The 21,986-nt window shown below is 64.6% G+C and carries 21 protein-coding genes and 3 tRNA genes; 18 read left to right on the top strand and 6 right to left on the bottom strand.

Features of this window, described 5'->3' with window-relative positions:
* Positions 1–3 precede the first annotated feature (3 nt).
* Both plsY and ABSY19_RS06390 read left to right on the top strand, forming a co-directional pair.
* A complete protein-coding gene (plsY, locus tag ABSY19_RS06395) occupies positions 4–627 on the top strand; it encodes a glycerol-3-phosphate 1-O-acyltransferase PlsY (protein ID WP_382160281.1) in 624 nt (207 codons plus the stop codon).
* Positions 624–998 (top strand): RidA family protein, encoded by a 375-nt coding sequence (locus tag ABSY19_RS06390; protein WP_382160278.1) that lies wholly within the window; start codon positions 624–626, stop codon positions 996–998. The genes plsY and ABSY19_RS06390 overlap by 4 nt, the downstream gene beginning before the upstream one ends.
* An 86-nt stretch (positions 999–1,084) precedes the next feature.
* Here ABSY19_RS06390 and ABSY19_RS06385 read toward each other — a convergent pair whose 3' ends face one another.
* Positions 1,085–1,822 (bottom strand): TIGR02281 family clan AA aspartic protease, encoded by a 738-nt coding sequence (locus ABSY19_RS06385; RefSeq protein ID WP_382160275.1) that lies wholly within the window; start codon positions 1,820–1,822, stop codon positions 1,085–1,087.
* On the bottom strand, positions 1,823–2,314 hold the full coding sequence (locus ABSY19_RS06380) for a YajQ family cyclic di-GMP-binding protein (RefSeq protein ID WP_382160272.1): 492 nt from the start codon (positions 2,312–2,314) through the stop codon (positions 1,823–1,825). It abuts the gene before it with no gap.
* 38 nt (positions 2,315–2,352) lie between these two features.
* Between ABSY19_RS06380 and murB the strand changes: the two genes are divergently transcribed.
* Entirely contained in the window at positions 2,353–3,405 is a 1,053-nt protein-coding gene (murB, locus tag ABSY19_RS06375) for a UDP-N-acetylmuramate dehydrogenase (protein ID WP_382160270.1), read from the top strand.
* A 305-nt stretch (positions 3,406–3,710) separates the two neighbouring features.
* Here the strand turns inward: murB and argG are convergent, their stop codons facing one another.
* From argG to ABSY19_RS06360, 3 genes are all read right to left on the bottom strand, one after another.
* The gene (gene argG / locus ABSY19_RS06370; protein WP_382160267.1) at positions 3,711–5,042 is read right to left on the bottom strand and encodes an argininosuccinate synthase; all 1,332 of its coding nucleotides are present in this window, start codon (positions 5,040–5,042) and stop codon (positions 3,711–3,713) included.
* Positions 5,043–5,072: 30 nt separating this feature from the next.
* Entirely contained in the window at positions 5,073–5,390 is a 318-nt protein-coding gene (locus ABSY19_RS06365) for a pyrimidine/purine nucleoside phosphorylase (protein WP_291112815.1), read from the bottom strand.
* Between the two features lie 79 nt (positions 5,391–5,469).
* On the bottom strand, positions 5,470–5,817 hold the full coding sequence (locus tag ABSY19_RS06360) for an ArsC family reductase (RefSeq protein ID WP_382160264.1): 348 nt from the start codon (positions 5,815–5,817) through the stop codon (positions 5,470–5,472).
* A 65-nt stretch (positions 5,818–5,882) separates the two neighbouring features.
* Between ABSY19_RS06360 and folC the strand changes: the two genes are divergently transcribed.
* The 9 genes from folC (at position 5,883) to ABSY19_RS06315 (ending at position 13,097) form a co-directional block, all read left to right on the top strand.
* Positions 5,883–7,235, top strand: coding sequence for a bifunctional tetrahydrofolate synthase/dihydrofolate synthase (folC, locus tag ABSY19_RS06355; protein ID WP_382160262.1), 1,353 nt, complete (start codon positions 5,883–5,885; stop codon positions 7,233–7,235).
* Between the two features lie 24 nt (positions 7,236–7,259).
* Positions 7,260–7,988 carry an SPOR domain-containing protein gene (locus ABSY19_RS06350; protein WP_382160259.1) on the top strand — a complete coding sequence of 243 codons (729 nt, stop codon included), beginning with the start codon at positions 7,260–7,262 and terminating at the stop codon, positions 7,986–7,988.
* A gap of 22 nt (positions 7,989–8,010) precedes the next feature.
* On the top strand, positions 8,011–8,496 hold the full coding sequence (locus ABSY19_RS06345; protein ID WP_382160256.1) for a CvpA family protein: 486 nt from the start codon (positions 8,011–8,013) through the stop codon (positions 8,494–8,496).
* A gap of 19 nt (positions 8,497–8,515) precedes the next feature.
* The gene (gene purF / locus ABSY19_RS06340) at positions 8,516–10,021 is read left to right on the top strand and encodes an amidophosphoribosyltransferase (RefSeq protein ID WP_382160254.1); all 1,506 of its coding nucleotides are present in this window, start codon (positions 8,516–8,518) and stop codon (positions 10,019–10,021) included.
* 12 nt (positions 10,022–10,033) lie between these two features.
* Complete coding sequence (locus ABSY19_RS06335) at positions 10,034–11,239, top strand: O-succinylhomoserine sulfhydrylase (protein ID WP_382160251.1); 1,206 nt, start codon at positions 10,034–10,036, stop codon at positions 11,237–11,239.
* A gap of 1 nt (position 11,240) precedes the next feature.
* Entirely contained in the window at positions 11,241–12,629 is a 1,389-nt protein-coding gene (gene gltX / locus ABSY19_RS06330) for a glutamate--tRNA ligase (RefSeq protein ID WP_382160248.1), read from the top strand.
* 75 nt (positions 12,630–12,704) lie between these two features.
* Positions 12,705–12,780, top strand: a tRNA-Ala gene (locus tag ABSY19_RS06325).
* 95 nt (positions 12,781–12,875) lie between these two features.
* Positions 12,876–12,951: transfer RNA gene (locus ABSY19_RS06320), tRNA-Glu, on the top strand.
* A gap of 69 nt (positions 12,952–13,020) precedes the next feature.
* A tRNA-Asp gene (locus tag ABSY19_RS06315) sits at positions 13,021–13,097 on the top strand.
* A gap of 1,597 nt (positions 13,098–14,694) precedes the next feature.
* Here the strand turns inward: ABSY19_RS06315 and ABSY19_RS06310 are convergent.
* A complete protein-coding gene (locus ABSY19_RS06310) occupies positions 14,695–14,922 on the bottom strand; it encodes a helix-turn-helix domain-containing protein (protein ID WP_382160246.1) in 228 nt (75 codons plus the stop codon).
* 150 nt (positions 14,923–15,072) lie between these two features.
* Here ABSY19_RS06310 and ABSY19_RS06305 point away from each other — a divergent pair, with 150 nt between their 5' ends.
* The 6 genes from ABSY19_RS06305 (at position 15,073) to ABSY19_RS06280 (ending at position 21,940) form a co-directional block, all read left to right on the top strand.
* Complete coding sequence (locus ABSY19_RS06305; RefSeq protein WP_382160243.1) at positions 15,073–16,968, top strand: hypothetical protein; 1,896 nt, start codon at positions 15,073–15,075, stop codon at positions 16,966–16,968.
* On the top strand, positions 16,965–18,404 hold the full coding sequence (locus tag ABSY19_RS06300; RefSeq protein ID WP_382160240.1) for an AAA family ATPase: 1,440 nt from the start codon (positions 16,965–16,967) through the stop codon (positions 18,402–18,404). Before ABSY19_RS06305 ends, ABSY19_RS06300 begins: the two co-directional genes overlap by 4 nt.
* A gap of 56 nt (positions 18,405–18,460) precedes the next feature.
* Positions 18,461–18,934, top strand: a complete 474-nt coding sequence (locus ABSY19_RS06295; RefSeq protein WP_382160237.1) for an HAD domain-containing protein — start codon at positions 18,461–18,463, stop codon at positions 18,932–18,934.
* A gap of 1,043 nt (positions 18,935–19,977) precedes the next feature.
* Positions 19,978–20,925, top strand: a complete 948-nt coding sequence (locus ABSY19_RS06290) for a hypothetical protein (RefSeq protein WP_382160234.1) — start codon at positions 19,978–19,980, stop codon at positions 20,923–20,925.
* 23 nt (positions 20,926–20,948) lie between these two features.
* Complete coding sequence (locus tag ABSY19_RS06285; protein ID WP_382160231.1) at positions 20,949–21,605, top strand: hypothetical protein; 657 nt, start codon at positions 20,949–20,951, stop codon at positions 21,603–21,605.
* A gap of 164 nt (positions 21,606–21,769) precedes the next feature.
* Complete coding sequence (locus tag ABSY19_RS06280; RefSeq protein ID WP_382160228.1) at positions 21,770–21,940, top strand: hypothetical protein; 171 nt, start codon at positions 21,770–21,772, stop codon at positions 21,938–21,940.
* The last annotated feature ends 46 nt before the right edge of the window (positions 21,941–21,986 follow it).

Below are 21,986 nucleotides of genomic sequence, written 5' to 3'. Positions count from 1 at the left end.
TTCATGACCTACCCCTTGCTGGCCACGCTGGCCGCCTACCTGATCGGCTCGCTGTCCTTCGCCGTGCTGGTGAGCCGCCTCATGGGGCTGAACGACCCGCGCACCTACGGCAGCAAGAACCCGGGCGCCACCAACGTGCTGCGCTCGGGCAACAAGGCGGCGGCTGTCATCACCCTGCTGCTCGATGCCTTCAAGGGCTGGCTGCCCGTGATGGCGGTGAAGTGGTGGGGCGAGGCCTATGGCCTGGGCGACGGCACGGTGGCGCTGGTGGGCCTGGCGGCCTTCCTGGGCCACCTGTACCCGGTGTTCTTCCGCTTCCAGGGCGGCAAGGGCGTGGCCACGGCCGCGGGCGTGATCCTCGCGTTCCAGCCCTGGCTGGGGCTGGCGGCGCTCGCGACCTGGCTGATCATCGCCATCTTCTTCCGCTATTCGTCGCTCGCCTCCATCGTCACGGCGGTCTTCGCGCCGGCCTACTTCCTGCTCGGCAACCGGGTGGCCTGGGACGCACCGGGCGTGCAGGTGCTGAGCCTGGCCGTCATGGGCCTGCTGCTGGTGTGGCGGCATTCGGAAAACATCAACCGCCTGCTGGCCGGCACCGAAAGCAAACTGGGAGCGAAGAAGAAATGAGCGATCTGCACAAGGACATCACCCGCATCGGCATGGCCGCGCGCTACAGCGAGGCCGCGGTGTTCAACGGCGTGGTCTACCTCGCGGGCATGGTGCCCGAGCGCGGCGACACCGACATCGCGGGCCAGACGCATGACGTGCTGGAGCAGGTGCAGCAGCGCCTGCTCGAAGCGGGCAGCGACAAGTCGCGCATCCTGCGCGCGCAGATCTACCTCACGGACATCCGCGACATCGCGGCCATGAACGAGGTGTGGGACGCCTGGGTGGTGCCGGGCACCGCGCCGCCGCGCGCCACGGTGCAGGCCGCGCTGGCCAACCCGGCCTGGCGCATCGAGATCGTGGTGACGGCCGCACAAACACAGACCGCTTGATCCAGAAACACCGCGGAACCGGCTTTGCCGGGCCGCAGGTGTTGCCCCCTTGAGGGGGTGACGCGAAGCGCCGCGGGGGTGACGCTCTAATAGCGCCGCTCCAGCGTCAGCTGGTCGTTGTGGCGCTGCATCTGAAAGCGCGTGAGAAAGCTGTTGCCCAGCAGCACATAGGTCATGGGTTGCGGCAGCACGATGGCCGCGACGCTGTACACCTGGGCGTCGCCCACGCGCACCGAGTCCAGTTGCACCTGATGGCCCACGACGCGGCCATTGGCGGTGGCCACACCCACTTTGCGGCCCTTGCTGTAGTCCAGCTGGATGCGTTTGGCATCGGACTCGCTGAGGATCACCGTGGTCGCGCCGGTGTCCACCATGAACTGCACGGTGCGCCCGTTGATCTGGCCGGTGGGCATGAAGTGGCCCTGGGCGTCGGCGGTGAGCACGATGCGCTGGGCACCACCGCCATCCTGGCCCGATGAAGACCGGCCCAGGCTGACCGGCGCATCGCCCACCCGCAGGGTCAGGCGCTGGCCGTTGATGTCGAACACGGCCGCCTCGCCCTGCAGGCTCAGCAGCTTCACACCTTGCTGGATCTGGCCGGGGCTCATGAAACGCGGCGCGGCGCCATCGATGTTCACCAGCGCCTTGCCACCGGCCACACCCGAGAGTGCGACCTGCTGGGACAGGGCGGGCAGCGCCAGAAGAAGACCCGCCACGAGCGCCGAGGCCTTGGGCCAGAGGCGCCGCGGAACCGGCTTTGCCGGGCCGCCAGCGCCGCCCCCCTGGAGGAGGGTGACGCCGAAGGCGGCGCAGGGGGTGTTCACTTAATCTCTGAAATTGTTGAAGGACAGCGGCAGGTCCTTGAGCTCGCCGCGGATCAGCGCCATGGCGGCCTGCAGGTCGTCGCGCTTGGCCCCGGTCACGCGCACCGCATCGCCCTGGATCGCGCCCTGCACCTTGAGCTTGCTGCCCTTGATGACCTGCTGGATCTTCTTGCCGTCTTCGGTGCTGATGCCGTTGCGCACCTTGACGACCTGCTTGACCTTGTCGCCGCCGGCTTTTTCGACCTTGCCGACGTCGAGGAAACGCGCGTCCACGCCGCGCTTGGTGAGCTTGCCGCGCAGCACGTCGTCGATCTGCTGCAGCTGAAACTCGGCGTCGCCGTGCAGGATGATTTCTTTCTCTTTTTCCTTGAGCTCGATGGCGGCACCGGTGCCCTTGAAATCGAAGCGCGTGCCGATCTCGCGCGTCACCTGGTCCACCGCGTTTTTCACTTCGACGAAATCGGCTTCGAGTACGGTGTCAAAAGAAGGCATGGCTGATGAATCCTGAGGGTGGGTGAGACAATCCGGGGATGGTAGTCGAGAACAACGTGGCGCTCCAGCCATACAACAGTTTTGGCATCGTGGCGCGCGCGCTGCGGCTGGCCCGCGTGCGCGACGAAGCGGCGCTGCGCGCGCTCATGGCGGGTGCCGATTGGCCCGCGCTCACGCGCGAGGCGCCGCCCTTCGTGCTGGGCGGCGGCAGCAACCTGGTGGTGACGGGCGACATCAAGCCGCTGGTGCTCAAGGTGGAGATCCGCGGGCGCCGGCTGGTGGAGGAGTCGGCCCGGGGCTGGCTGGTGGAGGCGGGCGCGGGCGAGAACTGGCACGAGACCGTGGCCTGGACGCTGGCGCAGGGCTGGCCGGGGCTGGAGAACCTGGCCCTGATTCCGGGTTGTGTGGGTGCGTCGCCGGTGCAGAACATCGGGGCCTATGGCGTGGAGCTGCAGGACCGTTTTCATGAGCTGGACGCGATCGACCTGCAGACCGGGCAGAGTTTCACCCTGAACGCCGCGCAGTGCGGTTTCGGTTACCGGGACTCGGTGTTCAAGCACACGCCGGCGGGCGAGAAGGGCCTGGGCCTGGCGGGGCGCGCGCTGATCACGCGGGTGCGTTTCTGGCTGCCCAAGCCCTGGAAGCCGGTGCTGGGCTATGCGGACCTGGAGCGCCGGATGGCCGAGACCGGCATGTCCCATCCCGACGCGCAGCAGATCTTCGACTGGATCTGCGCGATCCGGCGCGCGAAGCTGCCGGACCCGGCGGTGATCGGCAACGCGGGCAGTTTCTTCAAGAACCCGACGGTGAGCGTGGAGCAGTGCGCGGACATCATCGCGCGCGACCCGAAGGTGGTGCACTACCCGATGGCCGACGGCAGCATCAAGCTGGCAGCGGGTTGGCTGATCGACGCCTGTGGCTGGAAGGGCCGGGGCGTGGGGAATGCCGGGGTCTACGAGAAGCAGGCGCTGGTGCTGGTGAACCGGGGTGGGGCGACCGGGGGGGAGGTGATGACCCTGGCGAAGGCCATCCAGACCAGTGTGTATGAGCGGTTCGGGATCTTGCTGGAGCCTGAGCCTGTCGTGGTCTGAGGTTTCTCGCCTGCGCTTCTTCGGGTCCGCCGTCGCCGGGTGGTCGGCTCCGCGAATGTCCCCCGGCGGCTGGTGCCGCCTCCTCCTTTACTTCGCTGCGCCAACCACCCGACGTCGTCGGACCTGCCAGCCGATAGGCACGCCAACAAGAGGGAAAAGCGCAAGCGCCAGCATCTCCCCGGGTCGGGGTGCTCCGGCGTTCTGCGCAGCGGGGTAAAGGAGGAGGCGGCACCAGCCGCCGGGGGACACCCGCGGAGCAGAGCGCCGGAGCGCCCCGACCCCGCGAGGTCACTGAAAGAAAGACGTTATTCGCCTTCGAGCTTCAGCATCTGGGAACCCTCACCCAGAGACAGAAGACCGCTCTTGGCATAGATGCCCAGCTTGGCCCGCGTGTCGGTGATGTCGAGATTGCGCATGGTCAGCTGGCCGATGCGGTCCAGCGGCGAGAACGGCGCGTCCTCCACCTTCTCCATGCTCAGCCGCTCCGGCGCGTACGTGAGGTTCGCGCTCTCGGTGTTCAGGATCGAATAGTCGTTGCCCCGGCGCAGCTCCACCGTCACCTCGCCCGTGATCGCACGCGCCACCCAGCGCTGCGCCGTCTCGCGCAACATGATGGCCTGCGGATCGAACCAGCGGCCCTGGTACAGCAACCGGCCCAGGCGCAGACCGTTGATGCGGTACTGCTCGATCGTGTCCTCGTTGTGGATGCCCGTCACCAGACGCTCATAGGCGATGAACAGCAGCGCCAGGCCCGGGGCCTCGTAAATGCCACGGCTCTTGGCCTCGATGATGCGGTTCTCGATCTGATCGCTCATGCCCAGGCCATGGCGCCCGCCGATCTGATTGGCCTTCAGGATCAGGTCCACCGGGCTCGCAAACGTCTCGCCATTGAGCGCCACCGGCTGGCCCTCTTCGAAACGCACCGTCACCTCCTCGGCCTTCACCGCGCAGTCCTCGCGCCAGAACGGCACGCCCATGATCGGGTTGACGATGCGGATGCCGCTGTTGAGGTGCTCCAGGTCCTTGGCCTCGTGCGTGGCGCCCAGCATGTTGCTGTCGGTGCTGTAGGCCTTCTCGGCACTCATCTTGTAGCCGAAGCCATTGGCCGTCATGAACGCGCTCATCTCGGCGCGGCCGCCCAGCTCGTCGATGAACAGCTGGTCCAGCCAGGGCTTGTAGATCTTCAGGCTCGGATTGGTCAGCAGGCCATAGCGGTAGAAGCGCTCGATGTCGTTGCCCTTGAAGGTCGAGCCGTCGCCCCAGATGTGGACGTCGTCCTCCTTCATCGCGGCCACCAGCATGGTGCCCGTGACCGCGCGGCCCAGCGGCGTGGTGTTGAAGTAGGTCACGCCGGCCGTGCTGATGTGGAAGGCGCCGCACTGCAGCGCGGCAATGCCTTCGTGCGCCAGCTGCGTGCGGCAGTCGATCAGGCGCGCCTTCTCGGCGCCGTAGGCCAGGGCCTTGCGCGGGATCTCGTCGTAGTCCGGCTCGTCGGGCTGGCCCAGGTTGGCGGTGTAGGCGTAGGGGATCGCGCCCTTCTGCTTCATCCACAGCAGCGCGGCGGAGGTGTCCAGGCCGCCGGAGAAGGCGATGCCGACTTTCTGTTGGGTGGGGAGGTTCTGAAGAATGGTGGCCATGGCGTTCGTTCTTTCGGCGGCGAGGGTCGATCAGCCGAAATGGCAGATGTAGTGGTAGGGCTCGGTCACGCGGATCTGGAAGCTGCTGTTGCCCGGCACGTTGAATTTCTCGCCAGGGCCCGACTTCTTCCACTCCGTGGTGCCCGCCAGCAGGTACTCGCAGCCGCCGGCCACGCATTCCATGATCTCGGGCGCGCCGGTGTTGAAGGTGAGGGTGGCGGGCAGCACCACGCCGACCGACTTTTTCGTGCCATCGGCCAGGGTGATGCCGTGGCTGACGCACTTGCCGTCGAAGTACACGTTGGCCTGGGTGTTGACGGTCACGCCGTCGAATTGGGTGGTGCTCATGGTGTTGGAGGGGGAGTAAAGCGAAGACGAAAGGCGAAACCGCGATTTTAGGCCGCGGGCCGGGGCGCGCCGCGCCGGCTCAGAGGCGCTGCTGCCAGGCGGTGGCGTCGAAGCCCACGGTGATGGCACCGTCGGCCCACTGCACGACCGGGCGCTTGATCACGCTCGGGTTCGCCAGCGCCACGGCGCGGGCGCTCGCGGCGTCTTTCACGCCGGTGCGAGTGGCCTCGTCGAGCTGGCGCCAGGTGGTGCCCTTGCGATTGATCACGGTGTCCCAGCCGGCGGCGGCCAGCCAGCGGTCGAGCGCGGCCTCGGGCACGCCCTGTTTCTTGAAATCGTGGAAGTGGTGCTCGACGCCGTGTTCCGCCAGCCAGGTGCGGGCCTTCTTGACGGTGTCGCAGTTGGGGATGCCATGAACGGTGATCATGGCCCGCATTGTCCGCCATGTCCCCGCGGCCCCGGGTTCGGGACGGCGATGGGACAATCCTGCCCATGCTTGACATTCCCGTGCCCGATCACCCCACCACCCTGGCCGACTGGCTGGCCCATGCCGAACGCCTGCACCCGGTCACCATCGACATGGGGCTGGACCGCGTGCAGCGCGTGGCCCAGCGCATGGGGCTGGCGCTGGACTGCCCGGTGATCACGGTCGCCGGCACCAACGGCAAGGGTTCCACCTGCGCGATGCTGGAGGCCGTCTACACGCAGTCGGGCTACCGCACCGGCGTCTACACCTCGCCCCACCTGGTGCATTTCGAGGAACGCTGCCGCGTCGCGGGCGAGGCGGTGGCCGCCAGCGACCTGGTGCCGGCCTTCGCCGAGGTGGAGGTGGCCCGCAAGGGCCAGGCCGGCGACGAGGGCGGCGAGATCAGCCTGAGCTATTTCGAAATCACCACGCTCGCCATCCTGCGCACGCTCTCGCGCAGCGGGCTGGACGTGGCGATTCTCGAGGTGGGCCTGGGCGGCCGGCTGGACGCGGTGAACATCATCGACGCCGATTGCGCGGTCATCACGAGCATCGCCCTCGACCACATGGCCCTGCTGGGCAACGACCGCGAGGCCATCGGATTCGAGAAGGCCGGCATCATGCGCACCGGCCGCCCGGTGGTGGTGAGCGACCCGGTGCCGCCGCAGAGCATCCTGGACCGCGCGCTGGAGATCGGCGCCGAGCTCTGGCGCCTGGGCAAGGACTTCCATTTCGCGGGCGACCAGCAGCAATGGGGCTGGGCCATGCACCCCTCGCACGGCGGGCGGCGCTACGCCGGCCTGGCCTACCCGGCGCTGCGCGGCGCGAACCAGCTGGTCAACGCCTCGGGCGTGCTGGCGGCGGTGGAGGCCCTGCGCGGGCGGCTGCCGGTGACGGCGCAGGCGGTGCGCAACGGCCTGGCCCTGGTGGAGCTGCCCGGGCGCTTCCAGATCGTGCCGGGCACGCCCACCCTGGTGCTGGACGTGGCGCACAACCCGCATTCGGTGGCCGCGCTCGCGGCCAACCTCGACGCCATGGGCTTCTACCCCACCACGCACGCCGTGTTCGGCGCCATGGCCGACAAGGACCTGGGCGCCATGCTGGACCGCATCGCGCCGCTGATCGACCGCTGGCACCTCACCAACCTGCCCCTGCCGCGCGCCAGTTCGGCCACGGCCCTGGCCGAACAGCTGGAGGCCCATCCCCAGTGCAAGGGCCGGGTGGCGGGAAGGCACACCGACCCCATGGACGCCCTGCGGGCCGCGGTGTCCGCCGCGGACCCCGCTGATAGAATCGTGGTCTTCGGATCGTTCTACACCGTGGGTGGCGTATTGCAGGACGGCGTGCCCCGAATGTCGGCGAAACACCTGTCCGCCTAGCCTTTTATCGCCACGGTCCCCCCGATGTTCAAATCCCGTTCAGGTTCCCAGGGCAACGCCTCGACCCCCCCGCCGCAGAGCATCGAGGCCGTGCGCCGCCGCGCCCGCCACCGCCTGATCGGCGCCAGCGTGCTCGTGCTGCTGGGCGTGGTCGGCTTCCCGCTGCTGTTCGACACGCAGCCACGCCCGATTCCCGTCGACATTCCCATCGAGATCCCGGCCAAGGGCACGCCCGCGCCGGTCGCCAAGCCCGCCGCCGCCAAGCCGCCTGCCGCCGCCGCCAGCGCACCGCTGACGGTGCGTGAGGGCCTGGGTGCCCGCGAGGAAGTGGTCGAAGCCGCACCCAAACCCGCCCCAGCGCCCACACCGGCGCCTGCGCCCGTGGCCGCCGCGCCGGCACCTGCACCTGCACCCGCCAAGCCCGCCACCCCGTCGCCCGCCGAGGCCGACCGGGCCCGCGCGCTGCTCGAAGGCAAGCCGGCCGCCGCGCCCGCCAGCGCCGCCGCCAAACCGGCCGCTGGCGCCGAGCGCCTCGTGGTGCAGGTGGGCGCGTTTTCGGAAGAGGCCGGCGCGCGCGCCGTGCGCCAGAAACTGGAAGGTGCGGGTCTCAAGACCTACACGCACGTCGCCCAGACGCCCGATGGCAAGCGCATCCGGGTGCGTGTGGGCCCGTTCGAGAACCGCGCGGACGCCGAGAAGGCCGCCGCCCGTGTGAAGGCCCTGGGCCTGACCGCCGCCGTCCTGACGCTGTGACGTCGGGTGGGGTGACGCGCTGATGGCCTTGACCGACTGGGTGCTGCTCACGGTGTTGCTGCTGTCGGTGCTGCTGGGGTTGTGGCGCGGTCTGGTGTACGAGGTGTTGTCGGTGGCAGGCTGGGTGGCGGCCTTTGTGCTCGCCCAGGCCTTCGCCGACGAGGCCGGGGCCTGGTTGCCGATGGACGGCCTGTCGCCGCCGATGCGGGTGGCGGTCGGTTTTGTCCTGGTGTTCGTGGTGGTGGCTTTCGCCGCCGGCCTGGGGGCCTGGCTGGTGCAGAAATTGGTGGCCTCGGTCGGCCTGCGACCGGTGGACCGGGTGCTCGGAGGCGCGTTCGGCCTCTTGCGCGGTGGGGTGATCCTGCTGGCGGTGGCGCTCGTGGTGAGCATGACGCAGATGGAGGGGGCCGCGTGGTGGCGTGAGTCGGCCACCGCTTCCGTGCTGTCGGCCTCGCTGCACGAGATCAAGCCCTTGTTGCCCGAGGCCGTGGCCCGATATATCCGTTAGTTTTCCTGAGGATTCAATCATGTGTGGAATCGTGGGCGTGGTCAGCAAGACGCCAGTCAATCAGCTCATCTACGACGCGCTGTTGCTGTTGCAACACCGGGGCCAAGATGCCGCCGGCATCGTGACCCAGCAGGGCCGCAAGTTCTTCATGCACAAGGCCAAGGGCATGGTGCGCGACATCTTCCGCACCCGCAACATGCGCGCCTTGCCCGGCCTGTGCGGCCTGGGCCAGGTGCGTTACCCCACCGCGGGCAATGCCTTCAGCGAGGAGGAGGCGCAGCCCTTCTACGTGAACGCGCCCTTCGGCCTGGTGCTGGTGCACAACGGCAACCTGACCAACGCCAAGGCGCTGGCGCAGGAGCTGTTCCAGACCGACCACCGCCACGTCAACACCGAGAGCGACTCCGAGGTGCTGCTCAACGTGCTGGCGCACGAGCTGGAGAAGGTCACGCGCGGCATCACCCTCAAGCCGGCCGACGTGTTCGCCGCCGTGCGCGGCGTGCACCGGCGCGTGAAGGGCTCCTACGCCGTGGTGGCGCTGATCGCCGGCCACGGCCTGCTGGCCTTCCGCGATCCTCATGGCATCCGCCCGCTGTGCCTGGGCCGCAACAAGGACGGCGGCGTGATGGTGGCCAGCGAGTCCGTCACGCTGGAGGGCAACGGCTTCGAGTTCGAGCGCGACCTGCAGCCCGGTGAAGCGGTGTTCGTCGACCTCGAAGGCCAGATGCAGTTCGAGCAGTGCGCCGACAAGGTCAGCCACAACCCCTGCATCTTCGAATTCGTCTACCTGGCCCGGCCCGACTCGGTGATGGACGGCATCTCGGTCTACCAGGCGCGCCTGAACCTGGGCGTGACGCTGGCCAAGCGCGTGGTCTCCACCGTGCCGCCGAACGAGATCGATGTGGTGATCCCGATTCCCGAATCCTCGCGCCCGAGCGCCATGGAGCTGGCCCAGCTGCTGGGCCTGCCGTACCGCGAAGGCTTCGTGAAGAACCGCTACGTGGGCCGCACCTTCATCATGCCGGGGCAGGGCGTGCGCAAGAAATCGGTGCGCCAGAAACTCAATGTGATCGGCAGCGAATTCAAGGGCCGCAACGTGCTGCTGGTGGACGACTCCATCGTGCGCGGCACCACCAGCCGCGAGATCGTGCAGATGGCGCGCGACGCCGGCGCACGCAAGGTCTACCTGGCCAGCGCCGCGCCGCCCGTGCGCTACCCCAACGTCTACGGCATCGACATGCCCACGCCCGACGAACTCGTGGCCCATGGCCGCACCGTCGACGAGGTGCGCGAGATCATCGGCTGCGACGCGCTGATCTACCAGGACGTGGACGCGATGAAGCAGGCCATCGGCTCGCTCAATCCCAAGCTCGACGGCTTCGACGCCTCGTGCTTCGACGGCGTGTACGTCACCGGCGACATCACGCCGGCCGACATCGCCCGCCTCAACGCCGGCCGCGACCAGAGCGAAGAGGGCGAGGAAGACACCTCGCGCCTCGCCTTGCCCAATGCCCAGGTCGTCTGACACCCCATCTTCATGAACGCCAAGAAACCTGACCTGCACCGCGACACGCTCGCCGTGCGCGAAGCCGTCGAACGCAGCCCGTACGGCGAGAACTCCGAGGCCCTGTACCTCACCAGCGGCTACGTGCAACCCAGCGCGGAAGCCGCCGCGCGCCGCTTCGCCGGCGACGAGGACGGCTTCACCTACGGCCGCTACGGCAACCCCACGGTGGCCAGCTTCGAGCAGCGCCTGGCCGCGCTCGAAGGCGCCGAGGCCTGCATCTCCACCGCCTCGGGCATGTCGGCCATCCTCATGATGTGCCTGGGTCTGCTCAAGGCCGGCGACCACGTGGTGTGCTCGCACTCCATGTTCGGCTCCACCATCAAGCTCATCGGCTCAGACCTCGCCAAGTTCGGTGTCGAATCCAGCTTCGTGTCGCAGACCGACGTCGCGGCCTGGAAGGCGGCCGTCAAGCCCAACACGCGCCTGCTGTTCGCCGAGACGCCGACCAACCCGCTCACCGAGGTCTGCGACATCCGCGCGCTGGCCGACATCGCCCACGCCGCCGGCGCGCTGCTGTGCGTGGACAACTGTTTCGCCACGCCGGCCCTGCAGCGCCCCATGGCGCTGGGCGCCGACATCGTCATGCACTCGGGCACCAAGTACCTCGACGGCCAGGGCCGCGTGATGGCCGGCGCCCTGTGCGCCAGCCAGGAACTGGTGACCAAGACCTTTCTGCCGGTGCTCAAGAGCTCGGGCATGACGCTGGCGCCCTTCAATGCCTGGGTCGTGCTCAAGGGCCTGGAGACGCTGGACATCCGCATGCGCGCCCAGTCGGCCAACGCCCTGGCGCTGGCGCAGTGGCTGGAGGCCCACCCGTCGGTGGCCCGCGTGTACTACCCCGGGCTGGCCAGCCACCCGCAGCACGCGCTGGCGATGGCGCAGCAGTCGGGCTGTGGCGGTGCCGTGCTGTCCTTCGAGGTGAAGGGCGCCGACCCCGAGCAGGCCCGCGCGCGCGCCTTCCACGTGCTCGATTCGCTGCAGGTGATGTCGCTCTCCACCAACCTTGGCGACACCAAGACCCTGGTGGCCCACCCGGCCAGCACCTCGCACGGCCGCCTGACCGAAGCGCAGCGCCAGACGGCGGGCGTGGTGCAAGGCCTGATCCGCGTGGCGGTGGGGCTGGAGCACCTGGGCGATATCCAGGCCGATCTTGACCGTGGTCTTTCTTCCTTCTGACATGTCCGCACCCATTCGCACCCGCTTCGCCCCGTCGCCCACCGGCTTCATCCACCTGGGCAACATCCGCTCCGCGCTCTACCCCTGGGCGTTCGCGCGCTCCACCGGCGGCGCCTTCATCCTGCGCATCGAAGACACCGACCTCGAGCGCTCCTCGCAAGCCGCGGTGGACGTGATCATCGAAGGCATGAAGTGGCTCGGCCTGGACCACGACGAAGGGCCGTTCTATCAGATGCAGCGCATGGACCGCTACAAGACGGTGCTCGCCGAGATGGTGGCCGGCGGCCTGGTGTACCCCTGCTACATGAGCGTGGCCGAGCTCGATGCGCTGCGCGAGAAGCAGATGGCCGCGAAAGAGAAGCCGCGCTACGACGGCACCTGGCGGCCCGAGCCCGGCAAGACCCTGCCGCCCGTGCCCGAAGGCGTGAAACCCGTGTTGCGCTTCAAGAACCCGCAGGGCGGCGTGGTGGCCTGGGACGACAAGGTCAAGGGCCGCATCGAGATCGCCAACGACGAACTCGACGACCTCGTGATCGCGCGGCCCGACGGCACGCCCACCTACAACTTCTGCGTGGTGGTGGACGACATCGACATGGCCATCAGCCACGTGATCCGCGGCGACGACCACGTGAACAACACGCCGCGCCAGATCAACATCTTCCGCGCGCTCGGCAAGGAGCCGCCGGTGTACGCCCACCTGCCCACCGTGCTCAACGAGCAGGGCGAGAAGATGAGCAAGCGCAACGGCGCCAAGCCCGTCACGCAGTACCGCGACGAAGGCTACCTGCCCGACGCCATGGTGAACTACCTCGCGCGCCTGGGCTGGAGCCACGGCGACGACGAGATCTTCAGCCGCGCGCAGTTCCTCGAATGGTTCAACCTCGACCACCTGGGCCGCAGCGCCGCGCAGTTCGACGAAGCCAAGCTCAAGTGGGTCAACGCGCAGCACCTCAAGGCCATGGCCGACGACGCGCTCGCGCCGCTGGTGGCCGCGCACCTGCAGCAGCAGGGCATCACGACGGACGTGCGCCTGCCGCGCATCTGCGGCCTGTTCAAGGACCGCTGCGACACCACCGTGGTGCTGGCCCAGTGGGCCAAGGCTTTCTACGCCGACATCACGCCCAACGCCGACGAGCGCGCGCAACACATCACCGACGCCGTGCGGCCCGTGCTGGCCACGCTGGCGGAGAAGCTCGCGGCCTGTGCCTGGGACAAGGCCAGCCTCTCGGCGGCCATCAAGGAAGTGCTCGCCGCGCACGGCCTGAAGATGCCGCAACTGGCCATGCCGGTGCGCGTGCTGGTGATGGGCACGGCCCAGACGCCGTCGCTCGATGCGGTGCTCGAACTGCAAAATCGTGACGTTGTTCTGCACCGTTTGCAGAACGCCTGAAAAAATCGCCTATAATTTGAGGCTTGCTGAAATGCACTGAGCGACAAGTCGCAAAGGGCGGTCAGCAAACCCTGTGGGGGTATAGCTCAGCTGGGAGAGCGCTTGCATGGCATGCAAGAGGTCAGCGGTTCGATCCCGCTTACCTCCACCAAGGATTGAAGTCGCGAAGAGGTTTTCATCGCGGCATCGGCAGAAAAAACAAGCTCTGTCGCTGCTACAATGGAAAGCTCTTTGAGTCCAGGTTATGACCCTATCGTCTAGAGGCCTAGGACATCACCCTTTCACGGTGAGTACCGGGGTTCGAATCCCCGTAGGGTCGCCAAACAAGCCGCAAGGCAAGTAGGCAACAAGTGGTTGGCACTTGGTTCGCAAGAACGAACGCCATCTACCAGGAGTGGTAGTTCAGTTGGTTAGAATACCGGCCTGTCACGCCGGGGGTCGCGGGTTCGAGCCCCGTCCACTCCGCCAAAAATCCCAAGCGGGGCAATCACTTAACGGTGGTTGCCCCGTTTGTCTTTTGGAATTTGGAATCGTTTTTGGAATACGGTTGATGCAGCTGCCGCTTGCAGCGCGAGCGCGGCTTCGCAGTCCTTCTGTCAATGAGGCGTGACCAAGTGTCCTAGCGAACTCGCATCCTCATGAGCATCTTGCGATGGTGAGGTCAACAGACCGATCATTGGCCACCTGCGTCTGAACGAGTCCACGGCAGGCACGTCGCCCACTCGATTCTTTGAGCGCGGGCTTGGCGGTCTTTACGACGACATGCGCGCGGGCTCGCCTCGCAACATTGACGAGGAGTGTGTGGCAAGCTGATCAAGACGATGCTGCACGCCAAGCCGGTCGACGGTGCGACGCATTGAAGCGTGCGCTTGGTGACGACGAGCAGGCATCTTCGAAAGCAGCGTTCGGTGCCACTTTCCAATTGTTTGGTTGCAGTCCCACAGGTGCGAGCGCTCCAAGCTCACCACCGCCCGGTTATTGTGAAAAGTCTGAGCGACATGCTTGGCTTGTCCGGAGGCCGCATTGAAACACGCATTTCAGCCTAATCTATGGCTACTGGCGCAATCGGGTCGAATGCTTCATCACATTGATTCACTGATAAGCTGGCCTGCAATCGAAGGGCGGTGCAGCAATGGACGGTGACCCCGTACGCCGACAAGTTGCGGTCATGTCTTCGTCAAGACTTTGCCAAGCGTGTGACAAGTAGGCGTCAACAACGTCTCCGGCATCGCGTCATCGTCAACTGTGTGTCCAGATTTCACGAGTGATGGACGTGGCGGCACTGCGCGTCGTAGACGCTGGGCATTGCGTGAGCAGATGTTCATCCGCGAGATCTCCGGGCGTACAAGCCTGGCTCGCAACGTCGTTGAGAGTTGCCCGCGGCGGGCGATGAAGAACCCCATATCGCCACGCGTGCGAGCGGCAGAAGGCTCGATCCCTTCGCTGACCATCTTTCAGTCTAACTATCGATCGAGGCAACTAAGTTGCGCAATCAGCGCTGCACTTTGCTGCAGTTCCATGCCGACGAGTGTCTTGACGAGCTGACGCGCGCAAGGCGGACATGGGGGCGGTGGCCGCCTACTGCGAGGGTACTCACTTAGATGCTCCTGCACTGCGCGCTCGGATCTAGGGTGAATACTTGTTTGACTTCTTGCTTGTGGCTCACTTCTCTCAGAGAGTTGTTCCTGCTAGAACCCTGGGTCGGTTCACTGACAAGTCGCCGTCATACCTTCGTCAAGACTTTGTCTAGCGCGCGACAAGAAGTCGTCAATAGCATTGCCGACATCTCGTCCTCGTCAACTCTTTGTCAAGACTTCGTCGAGCGCTTGAGGCACCGCGAGTGCAACGCGCCTAATGACGGATGCCGTACCCGAGCGATCTCGGCGGACGGAGATTTGTCCGAATAGGTGCCCAGATGCTTAGTGCAGCCGGGCGGGAATACGCTGAACCTGATCACACACAGAGTCAACGGCGCTGCCAATGCGGCCTGTAGTTTCACTCCCTACGATCTCAGCTAGATCGGGGAGAACAGCAACCCGCCCAGAGCGATGACATTCACATCTGACTACGGACTCTCAGGATCCGATGAGGGAGTGTCGATGTACTCAAACAGATCACCGACGCCCACACTGAAGTAGCGGCATAGCGTCTCGACGGCTTCCAGATCAATCCTAGTTGCTGTTTCTTGATAGAGCAGTGTGATGGTATTGCGGTGCAAGCCGGTGTCCCTTGCGACGTCGCTGATCTTGAGCTTTCGCTCCCCCATCAGTCGGGATAGGTGGCACTTGATCACTGCATGCTCCAAGACGATTTTTCACTCAGGATGACAAAAAACTCTTGACGGTGACATTAGATCGTTTAAAATGTCATTTGGAACGACAAAAAATTGTCCCGGGAAAGATTTTGTCGTTCTGATTGTCTCATCGACCGTATGGAGTGAACCGTGACATCAACAACCTACCCAAGCGCGTACCTCTCAGATCCCAATGGCGAGTTCACCAACGTCTGCGGTGAACTGCTCGACCCGTTCTCTGTGATCCGGGTGATCGCGCACATCAGCGCCGCACAACCGTTCGGATCGATTGCATCTCCAGTCGACCAGCGATTCATGGATATCGTCACGCAGCTCGGCGTCGGACGCAGCGGCACGATGGACGTCTCCGGTTGCATGTCCCTGGCACGCCTGGGCGCTGGTGACCAGACCGTACTTCTGCCATCGGTGCATGGCACCCGCTGGATTCCACAGCCGGGCGTCTACGAGCTCGAGCTGATGAAGCACGCGATGCCCAATGTACCGTCCGATGTGTTGGTGCTCCAGCAGTTTGGCAAGACACATCCGCAGCCAGCTGCCACGCCCTGGGTGCTGCGCCATCTGGGATTGCACGAGTCGGTGGAACTGGACCTGCACTGCGTGTTGGCCAGTCTCAAGCCGGTGCACCAGGCACTCCTGGTGGCCGCGATCAGCCGTCCGGACATTGAACGTGCGCTGCATGCATCGACCGCGCCGCCCGCGTTGTCTTTAGCGTTGCCAGGACGCAGCCATGCTCTGCGGACGGGCATCCTTGCTGCCATGCGATTGAACGACTTCGAACTTGATCGGGACGAAGCCTCGTTGGTGCGCCTGGCTGCCGTGCTCGCCGATCTTGGCGCGCTGAACCTGCCTAACAAGCCACTTTCCATGGTGTCCGACGCCGCATCGCGCCTTACGCAAGGGGAGATGAGCAGGCGCGCCCATCCGTCCACCGTGCAAATGCTTGCAGCGCTTCTTGATCGCCTGGAAAAGCTGGAGCCGGAAGATGCCCAGCGGCTGCGCGCGCTGTGGAGCGGAGAGGGCGAGAAAGAGTTCCGCCTGGGCAGCCGCTTCGGCCCGTTGTCCAAGAATCCGGTGGATCCTCATGTGGCGCGACTGGGCCGGGCGTTTGGAGACGCGCTGGGTCTCGCCCGAGACAAATATGGGATTCAGATGAATTCAGCGATTTCCGCACGCGGGGAAAGCGGCCATGCGCCAGACGCTGGCCTCGGTGGTGTCGATGGGGTCGACGTCAACGCCGCTCCCGCACTTGCAGGGGACCCGTCGTCGCCACCCACACATCAACCTGCTGGCGCGCCTGCTGCAGTGGTTCCCGCTGGCGGTGATGGCGTCTCCTCTGGCAGGGTGGATGGCCGGCAACGCCGTCTCCCTCTATTCCCGTGGAGCGAGTCTGACGAAGAACGGGAGTTCGCCCAGTGGGAAGGTGTCGACGATCCGAACGAACGGTTCATGCCGAGCGATGGAGTAGATGTGCTGGCGGTTGGGGACACCGAGGACATTCCCTCCAGTGGCATCCCTGCGGCGATCCCTGATTCACGTGCCGACGATCCGGGGCAGGCGGATTGCTCCATGGCGCTTTCAGTCGATCGACCTTCTGATCGTTGGCCTCGTCCCAGCCTGGAATGGGCCGCTGGCATGCTCGATGGCGACGGGTGCATTGCCATCGTGATGCAACCGTTTCCGAACCGCAGGTCGATCTTCCGCCTGATCGTGTCCATTTCTCAGAACTGCCTTCAGACGCTAGAGCATTTCCAGCGCTGTGTGAGCGTGCCCAGTGTGATCTACGCGGTGCGCCGCCAGATTGGACACAACAAGCAGGTTTACACCCTCAACTTCACAGGACCCAATGCTATGCGGCTGGTGAAGCTGCTCAACGACTACTTGGTGCGCAAGCGGCAGGAAGCGGTCGTGGCCCTGTCCTTCTGCGAGAACGGACAGATCAGCCGGCGCTTCGGTCGCCATGGTGTTCCCCCTGATATTGAGAGCATCCGTGTGGCGCACTACAAGAAGCTGCGGGCTCTCAAATGAAGAGGATCCGCGTGCGCATTCATCCCGCTACCGAAAGCACCGAGCTTAGGGTGGAAGTGCTCGAGAGCATTCAGCCGGTCACTTCGACGCCTGGCGCCTGTCCAACTTCATCTTCCAGTCCAGATGTTTCCGGTGACCCTGGCAGCCCCGGCCGCGTTCAGTTCGTGGCCGACGGCCAGTTCGTGGAGCAGTCGTCCGCAGAACGCTACGCCGACCGCAAACTCTTGCTGATCACACAGAATCTCAAGGATCAGCTCGACGCCGAGACCGTGCGAGAAGCTGAACGCAAAGAGCGCGAAAAGAAGGAGGACGAGAAAGCCCAGACAGAGGCCGCCTTCGCCGAGGGAACGCCGCGCAAGGTCGGGTCGGACCAGAAGGCGAAGGGTGAAGCCCGACGTATGCGACGCAAGGGACTTCCCATCCGCAATGCGGACCCGCACGCCTTCCACAAGCAAGTCGAAACCTTGCCCGTCAAGAGGAAGTTACGCGTCTACGACCCCGAGGCCTTGGAAAAGCTGCGCGAGAGCAAACAGATCAGCGACGCCGATGTGCGAAAGCGCAACGCGGCCATCTTCAAAGACCTGGAGCCCAAAGGCGCTTGGCGGCGGGTTGAAACTCCCCGCAACCTCGATGCGGTGCTGGCCCTGGAGCAGACCCACCCCCACTTCTCGGAAGTGATCCGGTTTGTGGCCGATCGGCTGGCGTTGGCCAAAGTCAGCCGCCGCCCGGTGGGCATCCCGCCCATGTTGCTCGCTGGACCTCCCGGTGTGGGCAAGACCCACTTCTGCGAGACGCTGGCCAAAGTCCTGGGTGTACCGGTTCGGCGCCACCCGATGGACCAAGCCGAGACCTCATCGGCCTTGCTTGGCTCGGAGGTGACCTGGGGCAATACGCGCGTGGGGCTGGTGTTTGAGATGCTGGCACAGGGAGATTACGCCAACCCGGTGGTGATCCTCGATGAGCTGGACAAGGCGACAGGCTTTAGTCGATCCGCCGATCCCACCGCGGTGCTGCACAGCCTGCTGGAGCCGGTGAGCGCAAGCCGGGTGAGGGACCAGAGTGTGGAGGTAGAGCTTGATGCCAGCCTCATCACTTGGATCGCCACCAGCAACTACCCCTGGCTGATCGCTCCGACCTTGAGGTCTCGTATGCGGGCGTTCCACATCTGCATGCCCGATGCCGAGCAAGCCATCCGGGTGGCGCATGCGGTGGTCGCGGCTGCCACCGAGGACGCCGGGGTGCGTATGGGCCGGGCGCCTGACAAGGCCTTTGTCCTGGCGCTGGCGCACTTGAGCGCCCGGGAGATCTACCAGCTCACCGGCTCAGCGATCGCGCAGGCCGTGAGACAGGGAAGGGCGGTAGTTTCGACCAAGGACCTGCCAGCCGAGGTGCTGGGCGATGACTCTGGACGCGAACCAACGAAGCACGTGCACTGAGAACACTTGCTTTGAAGACAATGATGACATCCACTTCCACTATTCAACCCACTCCCATGAAGCCGCTGATCACCATCTTCCTGGACTTTGATGGGGTGCTGCACCCGCAGGGCGGCACCACGGACCGGCTTTTTGAGAAGGCGGGTCTGCTGCAGATCTGTCTTCAGCAGGTAGACCACGTCGAAGTGGTGATCTCCAGTTCCTGGGCGGAGCACTACCCGCTGGAGAGGATGAGGGACTTCTTCGAAGAGCAGCCAGACCTGTATCGGCTCATCGTGGGTTGCACGCTTCAGAAGGGCAATCCCAAAGTCGACTTTGGCGCCATGCCGCTACGCGAATCGCAGTGCCGCAACTGGTTGATTGCCAACCAGCGGGAGCCGCACCGATGGTTGGCTATCGACGACGATCCGCTGAACTTCAAAGCGCGAGAGCTTGTGGTGTTCACGGACCCCAAGCAAGGTTTCAGGACGCGAGATGCCGAACGCGTGCTGGAACTGACTGGACACTTGCGGAGTAAGAACCTTGCATGAAGAGCTAATTGGCTTCTGCCCTTCTTTGCCAGAGGTCCAGCTTGATCACTGCCTTGAATCGTCCCGTGCGAAAAACAAGCAGGCGCTGTTGCCGCTGATTGCGGTGCGCAGGCAGTTGCAAAGGATTGGTCCGTGCACTGCCATGGACAGGTGAGGCGCTCGGTCGCTGTTGTCAAATAGGCCGATGAGTCATCCCATCCTTCAGATAGTCACTTCTCGGGCGGCGTCAACACTTGCAGATTTCCCGGGCGGTGGGTTGTATCTGGTATTGGACGCAGATTCCGGTGCATGATTTCAGGTAAAGGTTATGCAAATAATCTTAACCTAAGCTCCCCAAATTGTTGTCGAATGAATATGGGGCGTTCATGGAACGCGCAAATGTTGTGCGATTGATCTTGGATGCGTACGGGTGCACGGTAGCTGCCGACAATGTGATGCTCGGCGTCGAGATAGCATGGCGCGTCGAACTACAGCACCTCGTGCAAGAAGTCCATGACCAGCGTGCCAAGTGTGCATCTCTCACGTGCCCCGTTTGGACCTCTCACTTTCGAAGGGTGCCCAGGTGTCGACGGCTGGCATGCCGTTTCTGATGAATGGGCTGGATGTACGAGCACCTCATGGGGTGTAGCGTAGCCAGCGGTCGCGTTTCTGCTCAGTCCGACGCGAGTGCGCGCTGAGAGCGCACCACGTGAATTGGGCGCGGGCAGTGGCCTGTGCGTTTTTTGGCGCTCGGTGGGTAGCTTGAGCCGCCGGGTGCGCAATCTCGACCATATCAATCCAGATGCTGCCCCGCGACGCAGGTGATGGGGAGGCCCGGTGCTTCGAGGACCTCCCGGCTTCATGCAGACCTTCCAGTGCGGCTTGCTAGTAATAGTTGGTGATCCGCGTTTTATAAATGAAGAATAAAATGATTTGGCTTACTTGGCTTAAGTGCCCGGCAGGCGCACAATGGACCCACCCGCGGTGACAGGGCCACCGCCAGGCACGGGCGCGTCACACCCGCCCAAGCCCACCCGCCTGCACCAGCCCTAAAGGACCCTTCCATGGAGTACCAGCAGTTCCTCATCTCCCTGCCCAACCATGAGGCAGATCGGGCCGCTGCGGCCGCCCGCATCGCGGCGCACCGGCAGCAAATCGCGCGCGAGACGGCAGAAGCGGTCAGCGGCGTGTTCGAAAGCGCGTTGAAAAAGACGCACGCTCACACCTTCGTGATGGTTTCCCGTCACACCCTGGCCGAGCTCGGGGTGCTGCACAAGATCGGGCGACACCTCATCGGCGCATCGCTGCCCAAGGTCTCAGACCATTACGAAGCAGCCGTAACCCTATTAGCGCAGCAGCACGATAAGGTGCTTCAAAGTGACCTGTATGGTGCTGTGTTCCAGGGGAATGTCTTCTATGGCGGCTCGCGCCACGACCCACTTTCTCAACTCCCCCTGGCTCTGGAAGTGGAGGATCTGTCGTTCGCTGACGACGACACGCCCCGTGCTGAGAACCAGCAGCGTTTCGTCCACCTGGCCACGTTCAAGCGGCTTCATGCGTTGCTGGGCGAACTGGTGCAGCAGGACAAAACCTCGCCAGATGTCATTGCCCCTGCAGACAATCCCAATGAGCTGCTCGACGCGAAGACCTTTGCGCAGCGCATGGGCGCCACAGACCAGACGGTCTACAACCGCGAGAAGGCGGGCCTCATCATCTCGGTGCTGCCTCCCAAAAGGATGAGGAAACGCGGCTTCCCCAGTTTCCAGCTCAGCCCACGGCTTAATCAGGAGTTGCACCAGCTCGCGATAGCCATGTACCGCTCCCACGGGCAGGACATGACGTTCTACTGGCACTTCCTGCGCACGCGCCACCAGGATTTGGGCGGCAGCACGGGCGTGGAGTTTCTGCTCAACCGGATTTCTGATCCGAGCCTGCTCGATCTGGAACAGAGCGAGCGTCAGGCCATTTTCCTCGCGCTGGCCGAGGAGGACATGCTCAGGGCCAGTGCGTGAGCTGGCACACGCAGGCGACGGGGATGGAGATCCCGACCCGTTTCGGGCCGCTCCCAGGCTTTGCCTTGCCAGCCGACGCCAGGCTGTACCGCATCTACCGCCACGTTGATGCGGACTGGTCCGTGGCGCCGGAGCCTCACCGCAAGGGCAGGGTGGACCCACCACTGCCTGACAGTTCTGCCTATGGCCTGCTGTACCTGGCGGACTCCCTGGTGACGGCGGGGTTCGAGGCGCGAATTCTGCGACCGACCAAGGATGCAGATGGTCTCAACGACATCTCAATAGAGCCTGAGCTGATGGATCCAGTTACCGGCCGGGCCCTCAAACCCCCACCCATGACGGCGGTGCACACGACCAAGCAGCCAATCGTGTTCGTCGATCTCGAATCGCCGGATATCGCCAGGGCCGCCGCGATAGCGATTGGCCGCCCAGTGCCTCGCATCGAAAAATGGCGAAAACTCACTTTGTGGGTCCATGATCAACTGATCGTGACGGGCGACGGCAATTCGATCTTGCCACTGGTGGGCGTGACCTACATATCCAATCTTCCGGACTGCACTGGCAGAAACTTCGTGGTGTTCGAAGGGCGCCGGGACGCTCACATCCACCGGGGTGTTCCGCCCGAATCCCAAACGCCCTTGGATGTACCCGGGCTGCAGGCGCTTTGGGAAAACGCCTGAGAGCGCATCCCGCCTCACCTTGACATGATTTGGCAGGCTGCTACCTTTGGACGATGGTGGCCCAACTCATGCTCTGAGCCACTTCACTCAATTTCCGCACTCTTAAAGTGAAAGCGACTGCGATGCCGAAAAGTTCCCGACTTACCAACCGCGACCACGCCAACATGGACGCATTTCTGAGTCATGTGCTGGATGACTTCAAAGCAGGCGATCTTTCCAAGAAGGATCTGACGCTTGGGCTCGTGCACGTCATTTCTGCCATCGACTGTGGGAACGTCGATGAGGCACGCACCTGGTTAGAACAGGGCCGAAAATTGATCCGGCAAGGCAGCTGAGGGAGCGCAACGCTGCTCTGGCGCCTTACGTCCAGCCACTCGCACG

This window comes from Hydrogenophaga sp. ANAO-22, assembly GCF_042466645.1.
GTDB lineage: Bacteria > Pseudomonadota > Gammaproteobacteria > Burkholderiales > Burkholderiaceae_C > Hydrogenophaga.
Note: the sequence above shows the minus strand (reverse complement) of the source record. Positions and strands in the feature narration are given on the sequence as shown.